This is a genomic window from Cellulomonas fimi (assembly GCF_012952065.1).
GTDB classification, from domain to species: domain Bacteria; phylum Actinomycetota; class Actinomycetes; order Actinomycetales; family Cellulomonadaceae; genus Pengzhenrongella; species Pengzhenrongella fimi_A.
In genome coordinates this window covers 162,564-187,667 of record NZ_JABCJJ010000004.1, presented here as the reverse complement: position 1 = coordinate 187,667, position 25,104 = coordinate 162,564, and the positions used below count along the sequence as shown (strand labels likewise).

21 protein-coding genes, 1 pseudogene and 1 riboswitch are annotated in these 25,104 nt (G+C 71.0%); of the genes and pseudogenes, 7 read left to right on the top strand and 15 right to left on the bottom strand.

Features of this window, described 5'->3' with window-relative positions; all coding sequences use genetic code 11:
- The 3 genes and pseudogenes from HIR71_RS04590 to HIR71_RS04580 all read right to left on the bottom strand — a co-directional run.
- Positions 1-173 (bottom strand): annotated as a pseudogene (locus HIR71_RS04590) (IS21 family transposase); the annotation flags it as partial.
- A 47-nt stretch (positions 174-220) separates the two neighbouring features.
- On the bottom strand, positions 221-409 hold the full coding sequence (locus HIR71_RS04585; protein WP_169323845.1) for a hypothetical protein: 189 nt from the start codon (positions 407-409) through the stop codon (positions 221-223).
- A gap of 101 nt (positions 410-510) precedes the next feature.
- The gene (locus HIR71_RS04580; RefSeq protein ID WP_169323843.1) at positions 511-651 is read right to left on the bottom strand and encodes a hypothetical protein; all 141 of its coding nucleotides are present in this window, start codon (positions 649-651) and stop codon (positions 511-513) included.
- A gap of 156 nt (positions 652-807) precedes the next feature.
- Here HIR71_RS04580 and HIR71_RS04575 point away from each other — a divergent pair, with 156 nt between their 5' ends.
- Positions 808-2,247, top strand: coding sequence for a glucose-6-phosphate dehydrogenase (locus HIR71_RS04575; RefSeq protein ID WP_311836087.1), 1,440 nt, complete (start codon positions 808-810; stop codon positions 2,245-2,247).
- Positions 2,248-2,286: 39 nt separating this feature from the next.
- On the opposite strand, the gene nhaA is transcribed toward HIR71_RS04575, so the two are convergent.
- From nhaA to HIR71_RS04535, 8 genes are all read right to left on the bottom strand, one after another.
- On the bottom strand, positions 2,287-4,176 hold the full coding sequence (gene nhaA, locus HIR71_RS17360; RefSeq protein WP_169323841.1) for a Na+/H+ antiporter NhaA: 1,890 nt from the start codon (positions 4,174-4,176) through the stop codon (positions 2,287-2,289).
- A 4-nt stretch (positions 4,177-4,180) separates the two neighbouring features.
- Positions 4,181-7,426 (bottom strand): beta-phosphoglucomutase family hydrolase, encoded by a 3,246-nt coding sequence (locus HIR71_RS04565; protein ID WP_249051563.1) that lies wholly within the window; start codon positions 7,424-7,426, stop codon positions 4,181-4,183.
- Positions 7,423-8,385, bottom strand: coding sequence for a DMT family transporter (locus tag HIR71_RS04560; RefSeq protein WP_169323887.1), 963 nt, complete (start codon positions 8,383-8,385; stop codon positions 7,423-7,425). The genes HIR71_RS04565 and HIR71_RS04560 overlap by 4 nt, the downstream gene beginning before the upstream one ends.
- Positions 8,386-8,399: 14 nt before the next feature.
- On the bottom strand, positions 8,400-10,946 hold the full coding sequence (locus HIR71_RS04555) for a heavy metal translocating P-type ATPase (protein ID WP_169323840.1): 2,547 nt from the start codon (positions 10,944-10,946) through the stop codon (positions 8,400-8,402).
- Positions 10,947-11,027: 81 nt separating this feature from the next.
- Positions 11,028-12,083 (bottom strand): type II glyceraldehyde-3-phosphate dehydrogenase, encoded by a 1,056-nt coding sequence (locus tag HIR71_RS04550; RefSeq protein WP_211373759.1) that lies wholly within the window; start codon positions 12,081-12,083, stop codon positions 11,028-11,030.
- Positions 12,084-12,198: 115 nt separating this feature from the next.
- Positions 12,199-12,495, bottom strand: a complete 297-nt coding sequence (locus tag HIR71_RS04545; protein ID WP_169323837.1) for a metal-sensitive transcriptional regulator — start codon at positions 12,493-12,495, stop codon at positions 12,199-12,201.
- A gap of 77 nt (positions 12,496-12,572) precedes the next feature.
- Positions 12,573-15,398 carry a heavy metal translocating P-type ATPase gene (locus HIR71_RS04540; protein WP_169323835.1) on the bottom strand — a complete coding sequence of 942 codons (2,826 nt, stop codon included), beginning with the start codon at positions 15,396-15,398 and terminating at the stop codon, positions 12,573-12,575.
- Entirely contained in the window at positions 15,395-15,733 is a 339-nt protein-coding gene (locus HIR71_RS04535) for a heavy-metal-associated domain-containing protein (protein WP_169323833.1), read from the bottom strand. Before HIR71_RS04535 ends, HIR71_RS04540 begins: the two co-directional genes overlap by 4 nt.
- A 388-nt stretch (positions 15,734-16,121) precedes the next feature.
- Between HIR71_RS04535 and HIR71_RS04530 the strand changes: the two genes are divergently transcribed.
- A complete protein-coding gene (locus tag HIR71_RS04530) occupies positions 16,122-16,955 on the top strand; it encodes a prolipoprotein diacylglyceryl transferase (protein WP_169323831.1) in 834 nt (277 codons plus the stop codon).
- A 63-nt stretch (positions 16,956-17,018) separates the two neighbouring features.
- Here HIR71_RS04530 and HIR71_RS04525 read toward each other — a convergent pair whose 3' ends face one another.
- Positions 17,019-17,816 (bottom strand): C40 family peptidase, encoded by a 798-nt coding sequence (locus tag HIR71_RS04525; RefSeq protein ID WP_169323829.1) that lies wholly within the window; start codon positions 17,814-17,816, stop codon positions 17,019-17,021.
- Position 17,817: 1 nt separating this feature from the next.
- A riboswitch (cyclic di-AMP (ydaO/yuaA leader) is annotated at positions 17,818-17,972 on the bottom strand.
- A gap of 239 nt (positions 17,973-18,211) precedes the next feature.
- Between HIR71_RS04525 and HIR71_RS04520 the strand changes: the two genes are divergently transcribed.
- Together HIR71_RS04520 and HIR71_RS04515 are read left to right on the top strand one after the other, a co-directional pair.
- Complete coding sequence (locus tag HIR71_RS04520; RefSeq protein ID WP_169323827.1) at positions 18,212-18,448, top strand: hypothetical protein; 237 nt, start codon at positions 18,212-18,214, stop codon at positions 18,446-18,448.
- Entirely contained in the window at positions 18,445-18,684 is a 240-nt protein-coding gene (locus HIR71_RS04515) for a hypothetical protein (RefSeq protein WP_169323586.1), read from the top strand. The genes HIR71_RS04520 and HIR71_RS04515 overlap by 4 nt, the downstream gene beginning before the upstream one ends.
- Here the strand turns inward: HIR71_RS04515 and HIR71_RS04510 are convergent.
- The gene (locus HIR71_RS04510; protein ID WP_311836086.1) at positions 18,681-19,730 is read right to left on the bottom strand and encodes a HAMP domain-containing sensor histidine kinase; all 1,050 of its coding nucleotides are present in this window, start codon (positions 19,728-19,730) and stop codon (positions 18,681-18,683) included. The genes HIR71_RS04515 and HIR71_RS04510 overlap by 4 nt on opposite strands.
- Before the next feature lie 71 nt (positions 19,731-19,801).
- Entirely contained in the window at positions 19,802-20,521 is a 720-nt protein-coding gene (locus HIR71_RS04505; RefSeq protein ID WP_169323822.1) for a response regulator transcription factor, read from the bottom strand.
- A 339-nt stretch (positions 20,522-20,860) separates the two neighbouring features.
- Here HIR71_RS04505 and HIR71_RS04500 point away from each other — a divergent pair, with 339 nt between their 5' ends.
- The 3 genes from HIR71_RS04500 (at position 20,861) to HIR71_RS16700 (ending at position 23,686) form a co-directional block, all read left to right on the top strand.
- On the top strand, positions 20,861-22,165 hold the full coding sequence (locus HIR71_RS04500) for a peptidoglycan DD-metalloendopeptidase family protein (protein WP_311836085.1): 1,305 nt from the start codon (positions 20,861-20,863) through the stop codon (positions 22,163-22,165).
- Between the two features lie 382 nt (positions 22,166-22,547).
- Positions 22,548-23,399 carry a phenylacetate--CoA ligase family protein gene (locus HIR71_RS16705; RefSeq protein WP_249051562.1) on the top strand — a complete coding sequence of 284 codons (852 nt, stop codon included), beginning with the start codon at positions 22,548-22,550 and terminating at the stop codon, positions 23,397-23,399.
- Between the two features lie 23 nt (positions 23,400-23,422).
- A complete protein-coding gene (locus tag HIR71_RS16700) occupies positions 23,423-23,686 on the top strand; it encodes a hypothetical protein (protein WP_249051561.1) in 264 nt (87 codons plus the stop codon).
- A 109-nt stretch (positions 23,687-23,795) separates the two neighbouring features.
- Here the strand turns inward: HIR71_RS16700 and HIR71_RS04490 are convergent, their stop codons facing one another.
- Positions 23,796-24,974 carry a heparan-alpha-glucosaminide N-acetyltransferase domain-containing protein gene (locus HIR71_RS04490; protein WP_169323820.1) on the bottom strand — a complete coding sequence of 393 codons (1,179 nt, stop codon included), beginning with the start codon at positions 24,972-24,974 and terminating at the stop codon, positions 23,796-23,798.
- Between the last annotated feature and the right edge of the window lie 130 nt (positions 24,975-25,104).

The window sequence follows — 25,104 nt, the reverse complement described above, 5'->3', positions numbered from 1 at the left end:
GCGTCGACCACCGACCCACTCGCCGCCCGCTCGTACCGCGGCGGGGCGTCCGACGCCAACGCCGCCCGCACCGTATTCCTCGCCACCCCCAGACGACGCGAGAGCTCCTTGATCGGAACCCCCTCCGCCCGGTGCAACCTACGGATCTCTGCCCAGTCCTCCATCGCGATCACCCTCCAAGGGTTCAGGAGGGGGTCAAATTTCATCCGTCGCACAGGGGTCAGTTTTCACGCGTCGTCGACAACGCAGTCCCGAGACGACGCGCTTCCCCGAAGAGCGCGACGGTCGCGGTGTTCAGGACCGGCATCTGGTCGAGCATCGCGCGGGTCATGCCGGGTTCGCCGGGTCGATCCGCTACGTCCAGAGAGATCAGCGTGATCCCGGCCCCGACTTGGGCGGGAGCGCCCACGGCGCAGCGCTGCGAGGTCGACCTGCGTACGGTACCCGTCGTTCAGCCGTGGCGGCAGCAGCTGGCATCGCCACCGAGGCGGGCTGCCCGGAGCATGCGGGTCAGCGCAGCCACCCGTTGCCGACCTTGCCGGCCCACCACCGGCCCAGCCCCCAGGTGTCCCCGGCGAGGGTGAGGGCTGCGATGATCACCAGCGCGGCCTCGACCCAGTGGGAGGTGGTGACCGGGTTGGAGCCACCCACGGTCGCGCCCTCGGAAATGGCCTCGTGTCTTATTACCTCGTCTTTGTGAGAATATCGTCGTTAGTATGATGCGCAAGCCTCAGATCTTCATCCGATGTTCATTGATGGGCGGCCGTAATGTTTACATTTGCGTGGTAGCAACCCTAAACTGCTGGGGTGAGCACCGTCATCGCCGCCCCGCCCGCGTCCGTCGTCGTCGTGCTGTTCGGCGCCACCGGCGATCTGGCCGGACGCATGGTGATGCCGGCCTTGGTGGAGCTCCACGAGCGCGGTCTGCTGCCCGAGCGGTGGCGCCTGGTCGGCTGCGCCACGGACCGGTGGGACGACGAGGCGTTCCGGGCCCGGCTGGAGGACTCCCTCCTGAGCAGCGAGCAGGGCCTGCCCGAGGACTGGACCGAGGTCGCACGCCGGGTGCGCTACGCGGGGGGTGGGTTCACCGAGGATGATCCCGGTGCGCTGCCTGAGGTCCTGGCGCGGACGCACCGGGAGCTGAACGACGAGGGTGACGGCGAGCCGTTGGTGGTGCACTTCCTGGCCGTACCGCCCGCGGCGTACCCGGCCATCACCCGCGGGCTGGGACGCCACGGACTGACCGCGGGCGCCCGCGTGGTGTACGAGAAGCCTTACGGCACCTCGCTGGCCGACTTCGAGGCGCTCGACGCCCTGGTGAAGGAGGTGCTCACCGAGGAGCAGGTCTTCCGCATCGACCACTTCCTCGGCAAGCAGGCGGTGCAGGCCATCTATGCACTGCGCTTCGCGAACCGGCTCTTCGGGTCGCAGTGGGACGCCCGCGCCGTGGAGCAGGTGCAGATCGACGTGCCCGAGGACCTCGACGTCGCCCAGCGTGCCGGGTTCTACGACGCCACCGGCGCGGCCCTGGACATGCTGGTCACGCATCTGTTCCACGTCGCCAGCCAGGTCGCGATGGACCCCCCGTGGAACGTGGATGACCCGGACGCGATCGTCGCCGCGCGGGATGCGGTCATGACGGCTTTCCGGCCGCTGGACCCGGCGACGGACGTCGTGCTGGGGCAGTTCGAGGGATACACCGACATCGCCGGCGTGGCGGCCGGCTCGACGCAGGACACCTTCGTCGCCGCTCGCCTGTGGATCGACACCGACCGGTGGCGCGGGGTGCCGTTCGTGCTGCGCACCGGCAAGCGCATGGCCCGCAAGGCTCAGCGCATCACCCTGGTGATGCGCCCGCCCGAGGGCCCCCTCGCCGACGCGGTCGCCGAGCCCAACACGGTCGAAATCGACTTCAGCGGCTCGGGTGCGGTCGCTGTGGGCGTCACGGTCAACACCCCCGGTCCGGCTCCCGCGCTGGCCTACGCGCACACCGAGCTCGACCTGGCCGACGTGCCGGGCGGGGAACCGATCTCCGCCTACGCCTCCCTGCTCCACGACGTCCTGGCCGGGGACCGGTCCTTGTTCACCACCTCACACTGCCTGCGGTCCTCTTTCACCGCCTTCGCGCCTTTGCAGGGGCCGGGGCGCCCGGCCCCGCTGTCGTACGCGCCGGGCTCGTGGGGGCCGGGCGAGGCGGAGCGCCTCGCGGCCCCCCACGGATGGGTGCTCGAGCGCCGACGGGGTTGACCCGCCGCCGGCGATCCCACCGGCAGCCTGGCAAGGGCCTCACAGCGGCTGCTGCGCGCTGGACTCCCCGCGGGCCAGGGACATCTGATGCGTCCGGCGGATTGCCGTCGCCAGCGCGGCGTGGTCGTGGGCGCCGGTGTACCGACGGCCGTTGATGAAGAACGTGGGCGTGCCGGCGGCGCCGCTGTCGTCGGCGCTGGCGACGTCGCGTTCGACGCGCAGGGCGTGTCGTCGTGCTTCCAGGTCGGCGGTGAACCGGGGGGTATCGAGCCCGAGAGCGCTGGCGTGCCCGGCGAGGTCGCGTGGGGTCAGGGCGTCCTGGTGGTCGAGGAGCGTGGTGTGCATGTCCCAGAACCTCCCCTGCCGCGCGGCCGCCTCGGCGGCCTCCGCGGCGAGCTGGGCGTGGGGGTGGATCTCGGTGATGGGCAGGTGGCGGAAGACCACGGCGAGGTCGCCCGCGAAGGTCTCCCGCAGACGGTCGACGAGGGTGCTGGCCGCGGCGCAGTGGTGGCACTCGAGGTCCCCGTACCACACCAGGGTGACGGGGGCGTCGGGCGAGCCCCGGAGGTGGTCGACGTCGGGGTCGACCGGCTCGGCGAGGTCGCTCAGCGGCGGCGCGAGACGCCCGGAACCCGCCGAGCGCAGCCGGTGGGGCAGGTGCGTGATGATCCGGAAGGCGACCCAGGCGAGGCCGGCGGCGAGGCCGGAGGCGGCGAGGACGCCGGCCTTCGCGTCCTGCAGGTCGGCCCCGGTGAAGGAGATGTCGGCGATGAGCAGGGAGACGGTGAAGCCGATGCCGGCCACGCTCGAGGCCCCCACCAGCGCAGGCCACGGCAGCGGCAGCGGGAAGGCCCCGGCCCACCGGCGGGTGACCAGCCAGGTGGTGGCCGTGATGCCCACCAGCTTGCCGATCACGAGCCCGACCACGATCCCGATGGTGATCGGGGAGGTCGCGGCGCGTGCGATGGTCTCGCCGTCCAGAGGGATGCCCGCGTTGGCCAGGGCGAAGACGGGGACGATGAGGTAGCTGGTCCACGGGTGGAAGAGATGCTGGTAGCGCTCGTTCGGGGAGACCGCACGGACCATGGCCCGGCCCGCCTGACGGGCGAGAGGGGGCGAGGGCTCCATCCGGAACCGGCGCCACACCGCGCCGGCACGGCGCAACCCGGCGCGGGCAGGCGGGTAGGCGGTGAAGACCACCCCCAGGGCCACCCCGGCGACCGTCGCCTCCACCCCCGAGGCCACCGTCGCCGCCCAGACCGCCGCGCCGACCAGCAGGTAAGGCGCTCCGTGGCGGACCTTCAGGGCCCGCAGGGCCAGGACGACCCCGAAGAGCGCCAGTGCCACCAGGAGCCAGGGCACCGACAGCTCGCTCGTGTAGGCCACTCCGATGACGGTCAGCGCGACGACGTCGTCGATGATCACCACGGTGAGCAGGAAGCTGCGCACCGGTGGGGAGGCGCCGCGCACGAGGGTCAGGACTCCGAGGGCGAAGGCGGTGTCGGTGCCCATGACGATGCCCCACCCGCGAGCAGAGGGCTCGCCGGCGTTGAGGGCGAGGTAGAGCACGATCGGGACGATCATCCCGCCCAGTGCCGCCAGGACCACGGGGGCGACCCGCCGCCGCTCCCGCAGCTCCCCCATGTCGAGCTCGCGCCGCACCTCCAGGCCCGCGACGAAGAAGAAGATGGCCATCAGGCCCTCGTTGACCCACTCCCGGTTCTGCAGCGTCAGGTCGATCCCGCCGACATGGATGCCCATCTCGGCCGTCCACAGCGCCTCGTAGGAACCGGCCCACGGCGAGTTCGCCCATACCAAGGCAGTAGCGGTCGCGACGAGGAGCGCGAGGGCACCCATGTTCTCCGTGGCCGCGAACCGGCGCACCGCGCCCGGCCGGGGCCGGCGCCGGGAAGTCTCGGGCGCGGTCACGGCGTCACCCGCTGACGTGGTGGGCCGACGGCGGCCCGGGCTGGTCCGCCTGCACGTGCTGCCACTCGTCGAGAGCGCGACGAAAGCGCCGGCTCGTGCCCGCGGCCAGAGCGACCACGTGCCCGCCGACCCGGAGGAGGACATGCGGGTTGGCCGCGCACGGCTCGGCGGTGACGGTCAAGGTGTTGTCGTCGATCTCGACGAGGAGGCGTTGGCCGCGGTGCTGCAGGCGGAACCTCAGGGTGCGCAGGCCCGCCGGCAGCGCCGGGTCGAGGGCGACGGTGGGGCCGTCGGCGTCCAGCCCGGCGAAGGACCGGGTGAGGATGTCGAGGGTGCCGGCCATGGCACCCAGGTGGATGCCCTCCTTCGTGGTTCCGCCCTGGGTGTCGTCCAGGTCTGCGGCCAGTGCCTCACGGAAAGTGGCCCACCCTCGGGCGGGGTCCAGTCGGGCCAGGACCGAGGCATGCACCACCCGGCTCAAGGTCGACCCGTGCGCGGTGCGCGCGAGGTAGTAGTCCACCGTGCGCGTCAGCGACTGACGGGTGGCGGGGTACCCGAGCCGGTCGAGCATGCCCAGCAGCCCATCGGGACCCAGGAGGTAGACCAGCATGAGGACGTCGGCCTGCTTGGCCAGCTTGTACCGGTTGGTCGAATCCCCTTCGGCCTCGAGGATGAGGTCCAGGCGTCCGATGTTGCCGTACGTCCTGCGGTAGCGGTCCCAGTCGAGCTCAGCGAGGTCGTCGTAGCCGGCGAACTGCGCGATGACTCCGTCGGCGAGGAAGGGCACGGCCAGGCGCCGGCTCAGGTGCTCCCACGCCGACGGTTCCTCAGGGCGGATGTCGAGGCGTGCGCGGACATCGTCGCACTCGTGCCCGGTCACCTCATCAAGGACAGCCAGGGCCCGCCCGCACACCCACGCGGTCATGATGTTGGTGTAGGCGTTGTCGGTCAGGCCCTGTCCGGCGGCGTCCGGGTAGCCGTCGTGGTACTCGTCCGGTCCCATGACCCCGCTGAGGTGATACCGGTCAGTGGTGGCGTCATAGGTTGCCATGGCGGTGAAGAGCCGGGCCACCTCGACGATGAGGTCGGCGCCGCGCTCCGCCAGCCAGGTGACGTCGCCGGTGGACTGGTAGTACTCCCAGGCGTTGACGGCGACGGCGAGGCCGACGTGACGCTGCCGGCGGGAGTTGTCCGGCATCCACCGGCCCGAGCGGGTGTTGAACAGCGCCACGGGGGTCTCCTCGCGCCCGTCGCTGCCGCTCTGCCACGGGAACATCGCGCCGCGCAGACCCGCCTGGGTGGCCGCCCGGCGGGCTGCGTCCAGACGGCGCCAGCGGTACTCCAGCAGTCCGCGGCTGACCCGAGGCAGGTGAGCGTCGAGCACCGGCAGCACGAACAGCTCGTCCCAGAACACGTGCCCGCGGTAGCCCTCCCCGTGCAGGCCACGGGCAGGCACCCCCGCGTCCAGCTCCGCCGTGTGCGGGGACAGTGACGCGAGCAGGTGGAAGATGTGCAGGTTGATCACGAGCCGAGTCTGCGTGTCGGCTTCCAGCTCGATCCCGAAGCGGGCCCACAACCGCGCCCAGGCCGCCTCGTGCGGCCGGATGAGGTCCGCGAGGCGTGGCGGCGCGGCCTCCAGCGCGCCCAGTGCCCCCGACCGAGGAGAGGCTACGGCCCGGTCCCGCGAGGTGAAGATCGCCACCGTCTTGTCGATGGTCACCGGTTCACCGTCGTGTGCCTGCACCTCCAGGACCAGGAAGTGGTGCTCGTCGTCGTGCTCGAGGACTGCATCGGGTGCGACTCCGTCGACGGTGGTCCGGGCCGCGACGGCGATGCGGACGTGGCTCTGGACGGTCTCCGCCTCCACCACGAGCGTGCCCGGCCCAGACTTCTCTGCGCGGGTGGTGCGCAGATGGCGGTTGGCCAGCGCGGCGTACTCGGCGACATTGGCGTTGACGACCCCGGCATCGATGCCGGAGCGGATCCTCAGGGTCCCGCTCCAGCCGTCGGGGACCACGGTGGTCTCCAGCGCAGCCACGTGCGGCTGGGTCATGGAGACCAGACGCCGCTGCCTCAGCCGCACCCGCCTGCCGACGGGGTCGGTGAGCACGGCGGTGCGGGTGAGGACGCCGCGGCGCAGGTCGAGCTCACGCCGCTCCTGAGAGGCTGTGACCCCACCGGCGGACCACCACCCGCCGTCCTCCATCTGCACGTCCAGGGGCAACCAGTTGGGCGCGTTGACCAGGTGCTCGTCCTCCATCTTCCGGTCGCGGACCGAGGAGACGAGCCGGTTGTACACCCCGGCCAGGTAGGTGCCGGGATAGTGCACGCCGTCGGCGCCGCGCTCGGGGGCTGCGCCACGGGTGCCGAGATAGCCGTTGCCCAGGGTGGTCAGCGCCTCCCGATGACCTTCGTGGGCGGGGTCAAAACCTTCGTAGACGAGCGTCCAGGGATCCGCGCGCAGCGCCCCGAGGTCCAGCTGGGAGACGTCCTCGACCACCACGTGCGCACCGGCCGCCTCCAGCTCCGCTCGCTGTCCAGCCCTGGCCACGCCGACCACCAGCCCGAACCCGCCGCGATGAGCCGCCTCGACGCCGGCGACGGCGTCCTCCACCACCGCGACCCCGGCCGGGTCCACTCCCAGCTCCGTCGCCGCCGTCATGAACATGGCCGGATCGGGCTTCCCCGCCAGACCGAGCTCAGCGGCGCGCCCACCGTCCACGATCACGTCGAACCGCCCGGTCAGGCCCGCGGCCGCCAGCAGCGCGCCCGCGTTCCGGCTGGCCGTGACCAGAGCCACCGGCACCCCACCTGCCCGCAGCCGATCCAGCAGGGCGACCGTGCCGGGGAAGGCCGTGGCGCCACGCTCCGCGAGCAGACCGAGATAGATCTCGTTCTTCCTCGCGGCAAACCCGTGCACCGTCCAGGCCCTCGCCAGGTCGTGCGGCGCGCCGACGGGAACGTCGATGTCACGGGCGGCGAGGAAGGCCGCCACGCCGTCTTCCCGGGAGCGCCCGTCGACGTGGCGACGGTAGTCCGCCACGGGGTCGAACCGGGCGTGGCCGGGCCCGCCCGCCCGAGGATCGGCGAGCACCTCCTCGAAGAGCCGCCGCCACGCCTCGGCGTGCAGCGTGGCTGTGTCCGTCACCACCCCGTCCATGTCGAAGATCACCGCCTCCTGCGGCGGCACCGCCCCGGTCGGGGCAGGCGCCGCGGTGGACGGTGTCGGTTGCGTCCTCGGGTGTCTCAACGCGCTCCTTCGGTCGGTGAGTCGCTCTCGACGGCGTCCTCGGTCACGCGGGCGGGCGCCCGGCGCGGTGCTCGCAGGGCGATCCACATCGCCACGAGCACCGCCGTCAGGCCCACGGCGGTCCACCCGGCAGGGCGCTCCCCCAGGACGACGGCGGCCAGTCCGATCCCGAAGACGGGGGTCAGGAACGTCCAGGTGGTCAAGGTGTCGAGCCGGCTGCGGCGGGCCTCGACGAACCAGGCCACGGTCGTCGCCGCGGTGCCCACCAGGGCCAGGAACGCGAGCGAGAGAACGAAGCGCGGCGTCCACGAGATCACCGGGGCGCCCTCGACAGCAGCTGCCAGCACCACCAGTCCCGCCCCACCGATCAGCAGGTGCCACGCGGTCGCCACGACGACATCGAGCCCGCCCAGCCGCCGGGACAGCAGCGTGCCCCCCGTGACGGCGACCGCCGCCAGCAGCGACAGGGCCGCCCCGCTGCCGCCACCACCCGGCACCGCGACGAGCACCAGCCCGGCGAAGCCGACGGCCAGGGCAGCCACCGTCCGCACGGAGAGCCTCTCGCCGTACAGCCACCAGGCCGGCAGAAGGATCAGCAACGGCTGGGCGTTGGCCAGCACGGCGGCCGTACCGGTGGCCAGCCCCGCGACGCCGCCGAACATCGCCGCGAACGCCACCGTGACGTTGACCAGGCCCAGGACCGTGATCAGCGCCCACGCCCGCCCGCCCCTCAGAGCCGGCCGGTGCTGAAAGCCCGCGAACGCCAGCAGCGCCGCGCCGGCCACCAGCGCCCGCAGGGCGGCGTACCACAGCAGGGGTGCGTCACGCAGGCCCCACTCGATCGCCAGGAAGCATGCACCCCATGCCGCGGTGATCCACAGCATCCGCAACGGCTTCGGCCGTCGGGGTTCCCCGGCCACCGCCGTGGCCGGGGAACCCGTTGCGGTCGTCGCCCGCATCGTCACGGACCTCCTCAGCGGACGCCGACGGGGGTCGGTGCCGGCTCGCTCTCCCGGACCCCGTGCGGAGCGGCCGGTGCCTGCTGTGCGGGCAGCCGGAGCCGCTTGAGCAGGAGGGCGTTGATCGTGACGATGACCGTGGAACCAGACATCGTCAGAGCCGCGATCTCCGGACGGAGCATCAGGCCGAGGGCGGGGTAGAACACCCCCGCAGCGATGGGCAGCGCGAGGACGTTGTATCCGATCGCCCAGCCCAGGTTCTGGCGCTCCTTGCGCACCGTGGCCTTGCCGATGCGCAGTGCGACGGACACGTCCAAGGGATCGGAGCGCATCAGGACGATGTCTGCGGTCTCGATCGCCACGTCCGTGCCGGCCCCGATCGCGATGCCGATGTCGGCCTTGGCCAGCGCCGGGGCGTCGTTGACGCCGTCCCCGACCATCGCCACCGTCTTCCCAGCCCGCTGCAGCTCGGCGACCTTGTCCGCCTTGTCGCCCGGCAGGACCTCGGCGATCACGGTGTCGATGCCCAGCTGCTCCGCGATGCGGCGGGCGGTTGCCTCGTTGTCGCCCGTGAGCATGGCGACCTCGATCCCGGACTCGTGCAGGGCTGCCACCGCCGCGGCGGCCGTCTCCCGGGCGGCGTCGGCCAACGCGATGACGCCTACTGCACGCCCGTCCACGGCGACCAGCACCGCGGTGCGCCCGGACGCGGCCAGCTCGTCCCGGCTCGCGGCCAGGTCGCCGAGGTCGACGTTCTCGCTGGCCATCAGCCGACGGTTGCCCACCAGCACACGGTGTCCTTCGACGGTTGCCGTCGCCCCGTGCCCGGGGACGTTCAGGAACTCGCTCGCGCTGAGCGCGGGAAGACCCCGGTCGGCGGCATAGGCGTCGATGGCCCGAGCCAGCGGGTGCTCGGACTCGCGCTCGACGGCGGCCACCAGGGCCAGCATCTCCTCCTCGTCCAGGCCCGCCGCGACGACGTCGGTGACCTCCGGCTCCCCCTTGGTCAGGGTGCCGGTCTTGTCCATCACCACCGTGTCGATCTTCGACGTCCCCTCCAGGGCGGTCGCGTTCTTGAACAGGACCCCTCGCTGGGCGCCGAGCCCGGTGCCGACCATGATCGCCATCGGTGTGGCCAGACCCAGTGCATCCGGGCAGGTGATGACCACGACGGTGATCGCGAACAGCATCGCCAGGGGCACACCGGCACCGGCGAGCATCCACACGGTGAAGGTCACGGTGCCGCCGACGAGGGCGACGAACACGAGCCAGAACGCTGCCCGGTCGGCCAGGCGCTGACCCGGGGCCTTGGAGTTCTGTGCCTCTTGGACCATCTTGACGATCTGCGCCAGCGCGGTGTCCGCCCCGACCTTGGTCGCCCGTACCCGCAAGGTGCCGGTGGTGTTGATCGACGCGCCGATCACCTCCGAGCCGGGTGCCTTGGCCACCGGCATGGACTCCCCGGTGACCATGGACTCGTCGATCTCGGACTCGCCTTCCTCCACGACCCCGTCGGTGGGGATCTTCGACCCCGGCCGCACCAGCAGCAGGTCACCGACGACGACCTCGGCCGTCGGCACCTCCACCGGTTGACCGTCCCGGATCACGACGGCTTGGGAGGGGGCCAGCTGAAGCAGCGTCCGCACCGCGTCGTTCGCACCACCGCGGGCCCGCATCTCCAACCAGTGCCCCAGGAGCACGAAGGTGGTCAGCACGGTGGCCGCCTCGTAGAAGACCTCGCCGCCGCCCGTGAGGGTGACCACGAGGCTGTAGAGCCAGCCGGCCCCCACGGCGACCGCCACCAGGACCATCATGTCGAGCGTCTTCGCCCGCAGCGCCCGGTAGCCGCCGTCGAAGAAGATCCACGCCGAGTAGAAGATCACGGGCAGCGACAGGATCAGGGTGAAGACGTCGTCGCGCAGCCCGAACGCCAGCGGCGGGTCCAGCCCCAGGACGTCACGCCCGAGCGGGGACCAGATCGTGATGGGGACAGCGAGGATCAACGCGACCAGGAACCGGTTGCGCATGTCGCGGGCCATGTCCTCCATCGACCCGCCTCCGTGGTGCCCGCCGTGGCCCATCACGGCCTGCGCAGAGTGGTCCGCCTCGTCGTCACCGCCATGGCCCGCGTGCGCGTCGTGCCCGGCGTGCGCGTCATGTCCGGCGTGCGCGTCATGTCCGGCGTGCGCGTCGTGCCCGGCGTGCGCGTCGTGCCCGGCGTGCGCGTCGTGCCCGGCGTGCCCGGCGTGCCCGTCATGTCCGGCGTGCGCGTCGTGCGCGGCGTGGCCCTCGTGGCCGCTCGCGGGTGGTTCGGTCATCGGGTGGCACATGTGGTCGGGCACCGACTGCCCGGCGCAGTGGTAGCCGCACTCGTTGACCCAGCCGACGAGCTCGGCCAGGGACGTCGTGTCCGCGTCGTAGGTGACCGTCGCGGTCTGCGAGACGGCGCTGGCCTGGACGGCGAGAACGCCGGGGCGGTCCAGCAGTGTCTTCTCGATCACCGGCTCGGAGGTGGCCCAGTGCAGTCCACCGACCTCCAAGACCGTGGTCTGACTCTTCATGATCGATCCTTCCTTTCCGGCCGATGGCCGACAGGTGGTGCACCCACGGGCTCGGCCGGATGCCGACCCGCTCGTCGAGCCTCAGGCCCGCAATGCCCCGACCGGGTCCGGGAGGAACTCCCGGCGCATGCCCAGGACCTCGTCCGTCATCGCGATGGAGGTCGCGCCGTCGGTCACCGTCCCGGCCAGCGCCCGGATGGCGTCCACGGTCTCGGGTACGACGATCGCCTCGTTGTAGACCTGGTAGGTCAGGAAGGCCTCATCCCCCTCGACGGTCAGGACGTCCTCCCACACTGCGACCTCCCACATGTCCCCGCGGGGCCGGCCGAGGTCGCGCATGAGCTCGACGGTGGTGTTCAGCGCGGTCAGGCCATCGGCCATGCGGATGAACCCGATCCGCGGCGCTGCGCGCAGGGCGTCCAGGACCTCCTCGCGGCTGGACGGCCGGGTCAGCTGCAGCGTCCAGTAGTGGTTGTGGGTCTGGGTGTGCGCGGCCTTGGCCGCCATGGTTACCACGTCCAGGTCGGGCAGGACCGTGCGAGCGTCCGGGCCCTGGTGGGACGGGATGGAGGCTTCGGGGACCACGGTGTTCATGATCCCGCCCTGGTGGGACTCCCCCGGGTCGGTGGCCCGCCGGATCAGGACCCCGCGGGCGCGGGCAAGCAGGCCCGCATCCTGCAGGGCACCGAGCACACGCACGATGCTGGTGGTGTTGCACGAGACGACCCGCGTGGTGTCCCGGCCCAGCGCGGTGGCGTAGTTGGCCTGGGCGACGAAGGAGTGTCCGGTGGTGGCGTGGGACTCCCCGCCCTGGAAGACGGCCTTGACCCCCGCGGCCTTGTACACCTCGAGGTTGCGCGCGGCGACCTTCTTCGGGGTGGTGTCCACCACCACGTCCACCCGGTCGAGCAGGTCCTCCAACGTGCCCGCCACGGGCACCCCGCCCGCCCGCATCGCGGTGCCCGCGTCCGGGGTGGCGGCGAACACCTCGATGCCCAGTCCCACCGCGGTACGGATTCGCCAGTCCGTGGCGACGTCCGCCACTCCGACCAGCTCCATGTCCGGCATGGCGCGGACCGCGTCCGCGACCCGCTTGCCGATTACTCCGTAGCCGTTGACGGCAACCTTGATGGTCATCACTGCCTCCTGCGCTCGCGTCGTGTGTTCTCTGTGTCCGGGTCTTCTGTGTCGTGCCGTCTGGGCCGTCTGGGCCGTCTGGGCCGTCTTGGGTGCACCGTCGGCTGGGTGTGTCTCAGCTCTGCACGAGCCGGGCGATGGCCTGCGATGCCTCCCGGACCTTGTCCGCCTGGATCGCTCCGCCGGCCCGTGAGGCCTCCGTGAGACAGTGCTGCATGTGATCGTCCAGCAGGATCAGTGCCACACCCTGCAAGGCACGGGAGGCCGCTGAGACCTGGGTCAGGACATCGATGCAGTACGCGTCCTCCTCGACCATCCGCGTGATTCCGCGCACCTGACCCTCGACCCGGCGCAGCCGGTTGACCACCTGACGGGTGACAGCCTCGCCGTCGGCGCCCGTTGCCGTTCTCATCGCTTCGCTCCTCCTTCACACCGGTCGTGGGCGACGCCTGCCGGGGTGGGGTCGCCCGCCCCGGCAGGCCTCGGACGTCAGGCCCGCGCTGCGGCGTACTTGGCCGGGTCGTCCTTGAAGCTGGCCGCGCAGTGGTTGGAGCAGAAGTAGTACGTGGTGCCCTCGTACTCGGCACTGTCGGCCGCGGTCGCAGGGTCGATGCTCATCCCGCAGATGGGGTCGATGACCTTCGCGGACTTCTGGGACATGTCTTCCTCCATAGGTGTTGCGGTGGGGTTGTCTTCCTCGTCGCGCCCGATCTCCACCACCGGTTCGATGGCCGGAACACGGACGACCTCCGGGACCGGGTGCAGCTTGATGCGGCGCAGCCGGTTGGCGTTGAGCACCACGGACAGCGAGGACAGTGCCATCGCCAGCGCGGCGAGTGCCGGGCTCAGCATGATCCCGAAGGCCGGGTAGAGCGCCCCCGCCGCGATCGGGATACCGACACCGTTGTACAGGAACGCGAAGAACAGGTTCTCCCGGATGTTGCGCATGGTCCCCCGGGACAGGTCCACGGCGGTGACCATCCCGGACAGCGCCCCGGAGATCAGGGTGATGTCCGAGGACTCGATGGCCACGTCGGTACCGGTGCCGATGGCGGAGCCGACGTCCGCCTGGGCCAGGGCCGGGGCGTCGTTGATGCCGTCGCCGACCATCCCGACGACCTTGCCCTCCGCCTGGAGCCGCTTGACCTCGGCGGCCTTGTGCTCGGGCATGACCTCTGCCACGACCCGGGTGATACCGACCTCGCGGGCGATGGCCGCCGCGGTGTCACGGTTGTCCCCGGTCATCATGACGACCTCGATGCCCCGCTTCTGCAAGGCCGCGACGGCCGCCGCCGATCCTTCCTTGACGGTGTCGGCGACGCCGACCACGCCCGCGGCTTGCCCGTCCACGGCGACCAGCATCGGGGTCTTGCCGTCCCGGGCCAGGCGCGTGAGGTCGGCGTTCAGCGGAGCCGGGTCGATCCCGGCCGCGGAGAGCAGCCGCGCATTGCCGACGAGCACCTCCCGGCCGGCGACCAGCGCGCGCACGCCCTGGCCGGTGATGGAGTCGAACGCGGTCGCCTCGGAGACGCTCAGGCCGCGCTCCTTGGCCCCGGCCACGATCGCGGTGGCCAGCGGGTGCTCGGAGGAGGCCTCGACGGCGGCCACCAGGGCCAGGAGCTCGTCAGGGGCGAACCCCTCCGTCGGCAGCACGTCGGTCAGCGCCGGAGCGCCCTTGGTGATGGTGCCGGTCTTGTCCAGCACGATCGTGTTGAGCTTGTGCGCCGTCTCCAGGGCCTCCGCGGAGCGGATGAGGATGCCGTTCAAGGCCGCCTTGCCCGTGCCGACCGTGATCGACAGCGGCGTGGCCAGTCCCAGGGCGCACGGGCAGGCGATGATGAGCACCGACACGAGCGCGACGAGGGCGAAGAGGGCCGCCGGCGGCGGGCCGATCATCGACCACAGCACGAACGACCAGATGGCGATCCCGATGACCCCAGGCACGAAGTAGCTGGACACCTTGTCCACCACGCGCTGGATCGGGGCCTTGGACCCCTGCGCCTCCTGGACGAGCTTGATGATCTGCGCCAGCATCATCTCCGCGCCGACCTTCGTGGCGGTGTACCGGAACGCGCCCGTCTGGTTGATCGTGGCACCGATGACGGTGTCGCCCACCTCCTTCGTCACAGGGATCGGCTCGCCGGTGATCATCGACTCGTCCACCGCCGAGGTGCCATCGAGCACCTCGCCGTCCACCGGGATCTTCTCCCCCGGCCGGACCACGACGACGTCGCCGACGACGACCTCGTCGACCTGGATCTCCACCTGTTCGCCGCCGCGGATCACCCGCGCGGTGCGCGGCTGCAACCCGACCAGCTGACGAATGGCCTCACCCGTTCCGGCCTTGGCCTTGGTCTCCACCAGCCGGCCCAGCAGGATCAGCGTGATGATGACCGCGACGGCCTCGTAGTACACCTCTTGGGCGATCTCGGGCAGCACGTCAGGGATGAACGTCGCGACGAGGCTGTAGCCGTACGCGGCGATGGTGCCGATAGTGATCAGGGAGTTCATGTCCGCCGTGCGGTGGGACAGCGCCAGCCATCCCGTCCGGTGGACCGGCCAGCCGGTGTAGAAGAAGATCGGCGTGACCAGGGCCAGCTGGAGCCACCTGTTCATCAGGAAGTCGGGCACCCAGGTGGCGCCGAAGACCTCGACGCTCATGACCGCGAAGACGACGGGCGCGGCGAGGATCGAGCCGATGATCACCCGCCGTGTCAGGTCCCGGATCTCCGCGGCGCGCTCGCGCCCCTCGGCGTCGTCGTCGCCGGCGCCGGCGCCCGCGGTGGGGCCGACCTCCTTGGTCGCGGCGGCTGCCTGCGGTGCGGCGTCCCCGGCAGGGGGGACCGGGTGCGCCGGGTGCGTTGTCGCGTGCGCCACGGGGACGGTGGCGACGGCGGAGCCGGCCCCCGCTGCCGCCGGTGCACCGACGGTCTCCAGCTCACGGTCGAGCACCTGCATGCGACCGCGCATCATGTTCATACCGCAGGCGAACCCGAAGTCGCCGGTGGCCTGGGGAGTGAACTCGATCGAGGTGGTCTCCCACGCCGGCAGCAGCTCGTTGACCTTGAAGTCGGGCATGACCAGGCGGGACGAGCAGTCCCCGGCCTCCTGCCGATCGAACTCCAACCGCACCGGTACACCGCTGACGACCTGGATCACGTCCGGGCTGTACCCGCCCTGCACCTTGATCCTGACGACCTGCACACCGTCGTCCATCTCCGCCTGTCGGACCTTCTTCGGCCCGAAGAAGAACCAGGCCAGGAAGGCGGTCAGCACGGCTGCGCCGACGATGGTGAGAATCTCGGATCCGTTCATCGCCGCACACCTCCAGTGACGACGTCGCTGCCGAGGACCTCGGTGGCCTCGTCACCCAGGGCGAACGCACGCGCAGCCAGGAGGTGATCCGCCCCTGCGTGGGGAGGCAGGAGCCGATCATGTGAGCCGAGGAGGAAGCCGGCCCGCTCCACCGCGCCGCGCACCGGTTCCTCCAGCACCTCGGCATCGCCGGTGACGACCACGACGGTGGCCCCGCCGATCACGAGATCAGCGGCAGCTTCCATGACCTCGGGCACGGAACGCAGCTGGTCCAACAGCTCTGCAAGGCACAGCCCGCAGGTCAATCCCTCCACGGAGAACCTCGTGGCCACCATCGTCTCGCTCCTTCGTCCAGCGGTTTATACCCTAGGGGGGTACCGGGCCAACGTAGCGCAGTTCAGGCACGAGGGACATCCGCTCCCATGAAGATCCGGTGAACTTGGGGCTCGAGCGGGCAAGGCGGTCGCCCGCACCACGCCCCCTCGGACTTCTCGGCCCGCGACCGGGCTCACGCGAGCCGCCTGCCAGACGCCACCGGGCAGGCTCGTCGTCCTCCGCCACTGCACTGACCGAAGACGCCGGGCCGCCGTTCAGCAGCCCCGGCCGTCTTCACCAAAGGTTGATCGAATCCTCCGGCGGTTCTTCTGCGTAGCGGCGGAACAGTAGGGGCGCGGGACACCGCGCGACCACGAGGGCGCCGCCGCCACACGGGACGGAGTCCTCATGCGACCAGTGCTGTTCTCGGTCTTCGGGATCGACATCCAGACCTACGGTGTCAGCAAGGCGCTCGCGGCTCTGCTCGGCGCGTATCTGCTGGGACGAGCTTTCGACCGGGTCGGGCTGCGCCGGGAGTCTGCGCACTCGCTCGTCCTGTGGGCCACCGTGTGGGGTTTTGTCGGCGCGAAGGTCTATTACCTGCTGGAGCAGGGCGGGAATCTGACCGTGCATGACTTCGGCGGCATGGGATTCACCTGGTACGGGGGGTTGATCGGCGGCGTCGTGGCCGGTGTCGTCGTGATCCGGCGGCACAGGCTGCCCCTGGGCGTGGTCGCCGGCGCGACCGCCGTTCCCCTCACGCTCGCCTACGGGGTCGGCCGAATCGGTTGCCTCCTGGCTGGAGACGGGACCTACGGGAGGCCCTCTTCGCTGCCTTGGGCGATGGCGTTCCCGGACGGAGTCGTAGCGACCGGCGTCCCGGTCCATCCGACCCCCTTGTACGAGGCGCTGGCAGCACTCGCCATCGCCGTCGTCCTGTCCCGGCTCGGCCGACGACTGACGGGACCCACGGTCTTCGGCTGGTACCTGGCCCTCAGCGGCGTGGCACGCCTGCTCGTCGAGACGGTGCGGATCAACGACCCGGTCCTGCTCGGGCTCACCCCACCGCAGCTCTGGTCGATCGTGTCGATAGTCGCGGGCGTCGTCATCGTTCTGCAGCCGAACGGGCGGTACTCAGTCCACGCCGACGGCACGCCGCCACATGCACGCTCCTCGCCAGAGCGAGCCGGCGAGAGACCACCCGACCGGCGTCGACGCGGCGAGACGCTGACGAGAACGTGACGGGGCCGCGCACAATTCTCTGTGCGCGACCCCGCCACGAGCTCAGCTGGGACGGAGGCGAGCTCAGCTGAAGCGGAGGAAGGTGGGGTTGGACTGCCAGATCTCGCGGATCTGGATGGTCCTCCCGGGGACCGGGGCGTCGACCTGCAGGTTGCCGCCGGCGTAGACGGAGATGTGGCCCGGCGTCCAGATCAGGTCGCCGGGCTGGGCGTCCGCCCGGGACACGACGGTCCCGGCGCTCCGCTGCGCCGACGAGGTCCGGGGCAACGTGATGCCGACCTGGGCGTACACATAGGCGGTGTAGCCCGAGCAGTCGAAGCCGTTCGGGGTGGTGCCTCCCCACACGTACGGCACGCCGACGTACCGCGACGCGATCTCCACGATGGCGTTGCCGTTCGCGCTCGCCGGAGCCGGCGCACCGCGGGTCTCGGCCTCCGCCGCAGGCGCCGCCTCGGTCGGGACCGCGGCCCGCGCCTGGCTCCTCGATGCCGCCGCTACTGTGCGAACCGGGGCCGGCGGCGGAGGCGGGTCGGCGATGACCGTCACCGCCGGGACGTCGAAGGTCCAGGTGGCGTCCGCCGCCACGGTGACCGCGGGAGCGGTGTCGAGCACCGCCCGCGCCGAGGCCGTGAGCGCGGACGTGTCCACGGTCGGCAGCGCGGCGGCGCCTGCGTCGGTGGGCTGCGCCGCCGACGCAGGCGCCGCCAGCATCGAGACGACCAGGCCGGACGAGGCAGCGGCGACCGCGGAGCGACGACCGACGACGGCAAGGCTTCCGGTGGCCGACGCGGCCAGGTCGTCCAGTGCAGTCGTGGGTCTGCCGGCTGCACGGTGGCGGGCGGCGGTCAAGCTTTCGGGCATGAGAACCTCTCCGGTCGCCTGCGAGGTGAGCTGTCGGGTTCGGACGGAGAGCTGTGCCCGGCCGGTCGGCGTGCGACCGGCTTCACCCCAAGGGCACCGTGACCGGTGCCCGGAAGACCTGGGTCCCCCGCTCCTGTCATGAAGCATCGATGTGCCCTCGGTGGTGACAGGACTGGGCGGTCCACCTCGGGTCGCCCGGTTCATCCGAGCGGGTCGATGAAACCACGTCTTGCCGTCATTGTCACGGAGCGGTAACGGCGTCGGCGGCGTGTCGCGGCCCGGCCGGCGCCTTCACCGACTCTTGATGGAGCAACCGGTGCGTTCTCAACGTGGTCGCGCGAGTCTGGATCCCAGACGGCGCGAGGTGCGCCGTTCGCCCGGGAGGGGGAAGCGCGATGGGCCTGTGGTGCACGCAGCCGGGGCCCGTCGGCTGGGTGGTGATGCTGGCCTTCTGGATCACCGTCATCGTCCTGGTGCTCTGGGGGCTGAACCGGCTTTTCCCCGACCCGGTCGACGCGGACCGACTGCTCGACGCACGGCTCGCCGCGGGGGAGATCGACCTCGAGACCTACCGCGTGCTGCGGAGCGAGCTGTCCGACGCGGACGCCGTCACCACGAAGGGAACGCCATGAAGAACCACCTCAATCACATGCTCATCGGGGGCGCGGTCCTTCTCGTGGGACTGCTGGTCGCGGGAGTCCCGCTCGCGGATGCGCTGCTGTGGGCCGCGCTGCTGGCATGCCCGCTGATGATGATCGGGATGATGTTCATCGGACACGGACACGGGCACGGCAGCGCTGAGTCAGGACACGACCACGGCACGGCATCGAAGGTGCAGCAGGAACTCCCCGCGCACGAGCGGATCTAGCCAGACCCGGCGGCGGGCAGGAAGACCAGGAACGTGGCGCCCCGCCCGCTGCCCTCGCTGTGGACGCCGACCGAGCCGCCGTGCGCCTCGACCAGAGCCTTGGTGATCGCCAGCCCGATGCCTGAGCCACCGTGCACGCGATCACGCGCTGTGTCGGCGCGGTAGAACCGCTCGAAGACATGAGCCAGGTGATCCGCCGATATGCCCTCTCCGCTGTCCTCGACGCTGAGCACGATGCCGGCATGGTGCGCACCGGCGTGGATCCGCACGATCCCGTCCCGCGAGGTATGACGCAACGCGTTGTCGAGCAGGTTGCCCAGGACCTGAGCCATCCGGTCGGGGTCCACCGCCACCGCGGGCAGCCCGGCTGCTACCTGCTCCTCGAGCCGGACACCCTTGGTGACATACGCCTCCCGCGCGGCGTCCGAGGCGTTGACGACGAGCTCCCCCGGATCCATCCGTCGCGTCCGAAGCTCGAGCTCCGAGCTCTCCGCCTGGGTCACGGCCGCAAGATCCTGCGCAAGGCGGGTGAGCCGTGACGTCTGGCCGCGAAGCACGGCCATCGTCTCCGGGCTCAGCGCGAGCACACCATCCTCGATGCCCTCCACGTACGCGGTGAGCGTCGCCACTGGCGTCCGCAGCTCGTGGGCGACGTCTGCCATGAGCCTTCGGCGCAGGCCGTCGCTCGCCTCCAGGCGGCCGGCCATCGTGTTGAACGCCGCCGCGAGGTCGTCGAACTCGGATCCCATCCCCGGTTCAGGCACGCGGGAGTCCAGGCGCCCGCCCGCTACGGCGCCCGCCGCCGCCGCGAGCGTGCCGAGCGAGCGCCCGATGCGCCGTGTGAGGAAGATGCTCACCGCCAGCGAGGCCAGCAGCGCCGCACCCAGCGCCACGCCCAGGGAGAAGACGCTGGCCGACCGGAACGCCTCCTCCGCATGGACCAAGGAGCCGCCCTCGTCCGGTGGCCCGGTCTGCACCATGTGCGCGCGAAAGACGCTGGGGCCTACCGCCCCGGCAACGAGCCACGCGGTCACGCCGCCGGTCACCACCACGAGGGTCAGCGCCGCAAGGAGACGACCGGCGAGGCTGGAAACCGCTCGGGGTCGGCGCTCACGACTCATGTGACCTGCCCCATGCGGTACCCGACACCTCGGACCGTGCGGACGAAGCGCTGCGTCTCCGCGCTGTCGCCCAGCTTCTGGCGCACGTGGAGGATGTGGACGTCCACCAGGTGCTCGTCACCCACCCAGTTGTCGCCCCAGACCTTCTCGATCAACGCCCGCCTGCTGAACACGGCGTTCGGTCGTCCCGCCAGCGCCGCCAGGACGTCGAACTCGGTACGGGTCAGCGGGACCGGCTCGCCATCCAGGTGAACCTCCCGCCCGACCGTGTCGATCCGCAACGAGCCGAACACGAGCGGTGCGACACCGTCCCCGTCCTCGGAGTCCTTGCGGCGTGGCCGTCGGAGCATCGCCCGAACCCGAGCCATGAGCTCGCGGGGACTGAACGGCTTGGTGATGTAGTCGTCGGCGCCCACGGACAACCCGATCAGCATGTCCACCTCTTCAGCGCGGGCTGTCAGCATCACCACGTAGCAGTCGGAGAACGTGCGGATCTGCCGGCAGACCTCGACGCCGTCGAGCGCTGGCAGGCCCAGGTCCAGGATGACGACGTCGGGGTCCACAGCGCGGGCGGCCCGGACGCCTTCCTCCCCGTCGAAGGCGAGGTGCACCTCGAACCCGTCACGCTCGAGATAGGTGCCGACCAGGGTCGCCAAGGCCCGTTCGTCATCCACGACCAGTGCGCGGCGCGCCGAGGGGATGGAAGCTGCAGTCACCCCGCCATTGTGCCGGTCCGCGTCGGCTCGCGTCAGCGCGTCGAGATCGAGCGTCCGAAGCAGTCGTCGAAGACGATCCCGGCGATCTGGCGTGAATTGTCGGAGTTTCTCCTGCGCGCTCCCGGGCGCGGGTCTGGCGAATGACGGTGACAGGGCGCGCCAGGTGCATCATTTCAACGCGAGTGGCTCTAACGTCTGTGTGACGCGCACCTCTCTTCGCTGGAGTTACGGAGCTTGACTGTGACCTTCTTTCACCGCCGCGGACACCGGCCGGACCGTCGGCTCTCGAGTGCTCCGCGGCTCCATCGTGGCCGCTGGGTAGGGTTCCTGTGCGTCGGGGTGCTGGTCGGGCTGCTCGGAGTGGCGGCGCCTGCCGTGGGCGACGGCTACGACGATCAGCGTCGCGACGCCCAGCGCCGGGCGGCTGAGCAGGAGCGGCGAGCGGCGGAGCTCGAGGAGTCCGTCGAGGACCTGAGTGCCGAGCTCGCCGCAGCCGTCCTCGCGCTCCAGGAGACGCAATCGCGGCTACCGGCCGCGCAGGCCGAGCTGGCTGCGGCTCAAGAGACGCTCGAGCGATCCCGCCGGGAGGCAGCTCTCATCGCGGCGCGGCTGGAGGATGCGAGGGCACAGGAGCAGGGCATCACCGAGACGATCGCCACTGACGAGGCCCGCGGCGACGACCTGCGCACAGTGATCGGCCAGCTGGCCCGACAGGCGTACAAGGGCCAGACAGCCGCCACGGGCCTGAGCATGGTCATGGACGCGGGCAGCGCCGAGGAGTTCGTCGACGAGTACGGCATGGTGTCGACCGCGCTGCGAACCCAGACCCGCGCGCTGGGAGAGCTCGAACAGCTCGACGCGGCAAACCGCAACAGCCAAGCTCGCCTGACCGCGGTCAAGGAGAAGGTCGCGGCCTTGAAGGTGGAAGCCGACGCGAAAGTCGTGGAAGCCGATGCCGCACAAGCTGAAGCCGCCGCCCGCCAGGCCGAGATCGAGCAGCTGATCGTCGAGCAGTCCGCACGGCAGCAGGTCATCACCGGCATGAAGGCGCAGGCGGAGGCCGAGCAGGCCCAGGTCGAGGCCAACCGCAACGCGATCGCCGCCGAGCTGGCCGGCATCATCGCAGCCGAGCGTGCCGCCGCCGAAGCGGCACGTGCCGCTGCCGCAGCAGCGGCCGCCGCAGCGGGGCAGAAGCCGCCCCCCCCGGTTCAACCGCCGTCGGGCAAGGTCACGGGGTCGCTGTTCGGCAACCCGACGGCGACCAATCCCATCTACGTCACGTCCGAGTACGGGATGCGCCTGCACCCGATCCTCGGCTACGTGCGCCTGCACGCCGGGATCGATCTGCGCGCCTACTGCGGAACGCCGCTGTACGCACCACGGGACGGGACGGTGCGGTGGGCCGAATGGCGAAACGGCTTCGGCAACCAGGTCATGATCGATTACGGCACCGTGGACGGGAACTCGCTCATGTCGAGCTCGAACCACATGACCAGCGTCGCGGTCCGGGCCGGCCAGAAGGTCTCCCAGGGACAGCTGATCGGGTACTCCGGGAACACGGGGATCTCCGCTGCCTGCCACCTGCACTTCGAGGTCTACGTGAACGGAAGCACCGTGAACCCGCGCCCCCTGCTCGGGCTGTGACCGATCTCGGCCACGGTCACAGGGGCGCAGCCCACCTGGAGATCAGATCCCCCGTGGTCTCGGGCTCGAGCTGCTGCTCAGATCGCGCGGGCTTCATCGAACGGTGACGCAGCCGACGGACTCCCTTGATCGCCGACAACCATCCTGGGGTGTCGGGAGGTCACCATGGACATGCAGCTGCTGGCACGGGTCCTGGCGGAGCGTGCGGTCCTCACGCGACACGACCACTGGACCCGCGCAGAGCTCCTGACGCAGCAGGCAGCCGCGCTCGAACGGCTACGGCACTTCGCCTCCGCACGCTCGCCCTTCTATGCGCGGCAGCACCGGGCCTTGAATGGGGCGCCGTTGTCGGAGCTCCCGGTGGTGACCAAAGGATCAGCTCATGTCGCACTTCGACACCGTCCTCACCGCGCGGGGCCTGAGCCTGGCGGACGTCGAGCGTCACCCGCGGCACCTCGCCGAGACCGGTGGTGACCCCGGTCAACCGTTCCGGGGACGCTGGCGGGCGGCCGCCACCGCCGGGACCACGGGACGCCGTGGCGTGTTCGTCTGGAACCGATCCGAGTGGGCCACCGTGCTCGCGTCCTACTCGCGTGCCCTGGTCTGGGCCGGTGTGCGCGCCGGCCCACGGCACCCTGTACGAACGGCCGTCGTCAGCTCCACGGTCCCGACCCACCAGAGCGCCGTGGTGGGCGCCTCGCTCAGCTCGCGCATGGTCCCCACGCTGCGACTCGACGCACGAAGCGACCTGGCGGAGACCATCGCGTCTCTCAACTCGTTCCGCCCCGACGTGCTCGTCGGGTACGCGTCGGCGCTGCGACCACTGGCCATCGCACAGCGCCAGGGGCGTCTGCACATCGCACCCCGTGCTGTCATTTCTGCGTCCGAGGTCCTCACCGACCGCGCCGCACAGGAGATGGCCGGCGCGTGGCGAACCCGACCCTTCGACGTGTACGCATCCACCGAGACCGCAGGCATAGCGTCCCCCTGCACGTCGGGCACGCGGCACCTGTACGACGACCTGGTCATCGTGGAACCGGTCGACCACGCCGGCGACCCGGTCCCGGCCGGCAGCCCCGGATCCCGTCTCCTGGTGACGGTCCTCTTCTCGAGAACCCTCCCGCTCATCCGCTACGAGCTGTCCGACCGGGTCACGCTGAGCAGCTCACGCTGCCCCTGCGGTCGTCCGTTCGGCGTCCTGGAACGGGTCGACACCGTGAGGAGGACATCCTGACGCTTTCCGGCCCGCACGGCCCTGTGGCGATCCATCCCCACACTTTCAGCGCGGCCCTCGACGACGCCGACGTGGTGCAGTGGCAGGTCAACCAGGAGTCCGACGGCCTGCGCGTCATCCTGGTCGCGCGAGGCGCCGACTCCCCCACCGCGCGCGTGCAGCAACGGATCGCCCGCGCGCTTCACGAAGCAGGTGCCGACCCGGCTCTGCTCTCCGTGGAGCGCGTGGACCGGATCCCGAGGACGCTCCTGGGCAAGACGCCCCTGGTCCGCAGGCTGTCGACCTGACGAGCCCGTCCCACGGCGACCGGGGAGCCCCCTCCTGCGGTCGCCACAACGCCTGGGCGGCGCTCGCCAACCACTCGACTGTCACTCGACCGACCCGGACACGCACGCGTCAGGCGGCCCCGCGGTCGACATGCGCGCGACGTCGAGCCGTCGTGCTCACGTCGTTGGCCATGTCCTCGAGAGGGCCACGCCGACCGGTCACCTGCCAGGCGGTCGCCACAGCGAGTGCCAGGACGACGTTGAACGTCAACAGCACGGCCGGTGAGTCGTCCGCGGACGACCGAGCCGCGCCGTTGACCGCCGCCAGCACGACGACGTGCAGCGTGTACAGGGTGAGGGTCATCGACCCGGCGGCGGCGACGGGGAGGACCACTGCCCTCCATCGCGCGCGTAGTGCCGACACCACGAGCAGGCAGGCACCGACCAGCGCGACCGCCGTTCCAGCCGTGTGCAACAGGTCTGGCGGCGTGCCCGCGTGTGGTGCAGACACGGCCAACCACCACCACGACGTCGTCGGCGTCGTGCCGTACAGGCCTGCCTGCAGCAGCGTGGAAAGGTCACGGCCGGCGACCGGAGACGGCTCCGCGGCGAGCCGTTGCAGACCCCCGGCCGGCCCGAGCAGTACGGCCGAGACCACCTTCGCCACGACCGCGAGGACTGTCCCGGAGACCAGCAACCACCACCCGGTCGTGGGCCGACGAAGCGGCAGACGGCCGAGGCCCATCCCGATGAGCAGGTATCCCGTCCATTGCAGGACGGGGTAGTAGCCGGTGAGCACGACCGTCGTCACGAGCTCGAGGGGATTGAAGAGGGAGATCACGGATGGGCTCGGACCGGGACCAGGTGGCACGAGAGGCCGCAGGAGCTGGCCGGCGACCGGGCTCACGACGAGCCATACCAGTCCCGTGACCAGAAGCGCGCGCGCGCCGAGCCTCATGAACAGCGTGCCCACCGCGAACAGCACGGCGTAGTGGACGAGGATCACCGCCACTCCCGACCCGAACAGGCCCAGGATGAGGCCCACGCCGGCAATGAAGCCGGCGCGAGCCATCACTCCGCGACGCACACCAGGCTCCACCGTCTCCCCGGAGCGTGGCCGGTAGGCCAGCATCAGTGACAACCCCGCCAGCACAGCGAAGAGCGCCGAGGCGCGGCCTGCAGAGATGCGATATGCCCAGCTCACGGATCCGTCGGCGGCCAGTGGCGGCAGGACGTGCACCGACATCATCCCGATCAGGGCCACGCCGCGAGCGACGTCCACCCCCATGAGCCGGTGCGCCGCCAGCAACCTGCTCCGCGGTGCAGCAGGCGGGACGGCCGTGCTCGTCGCGCCCGCCCCGGGATGAGCACCTCGTCCATCACCAAGGCGCGTCACGGAATCCAGCTCCCCATCGCCCACGCCGATGACGATAGACGGT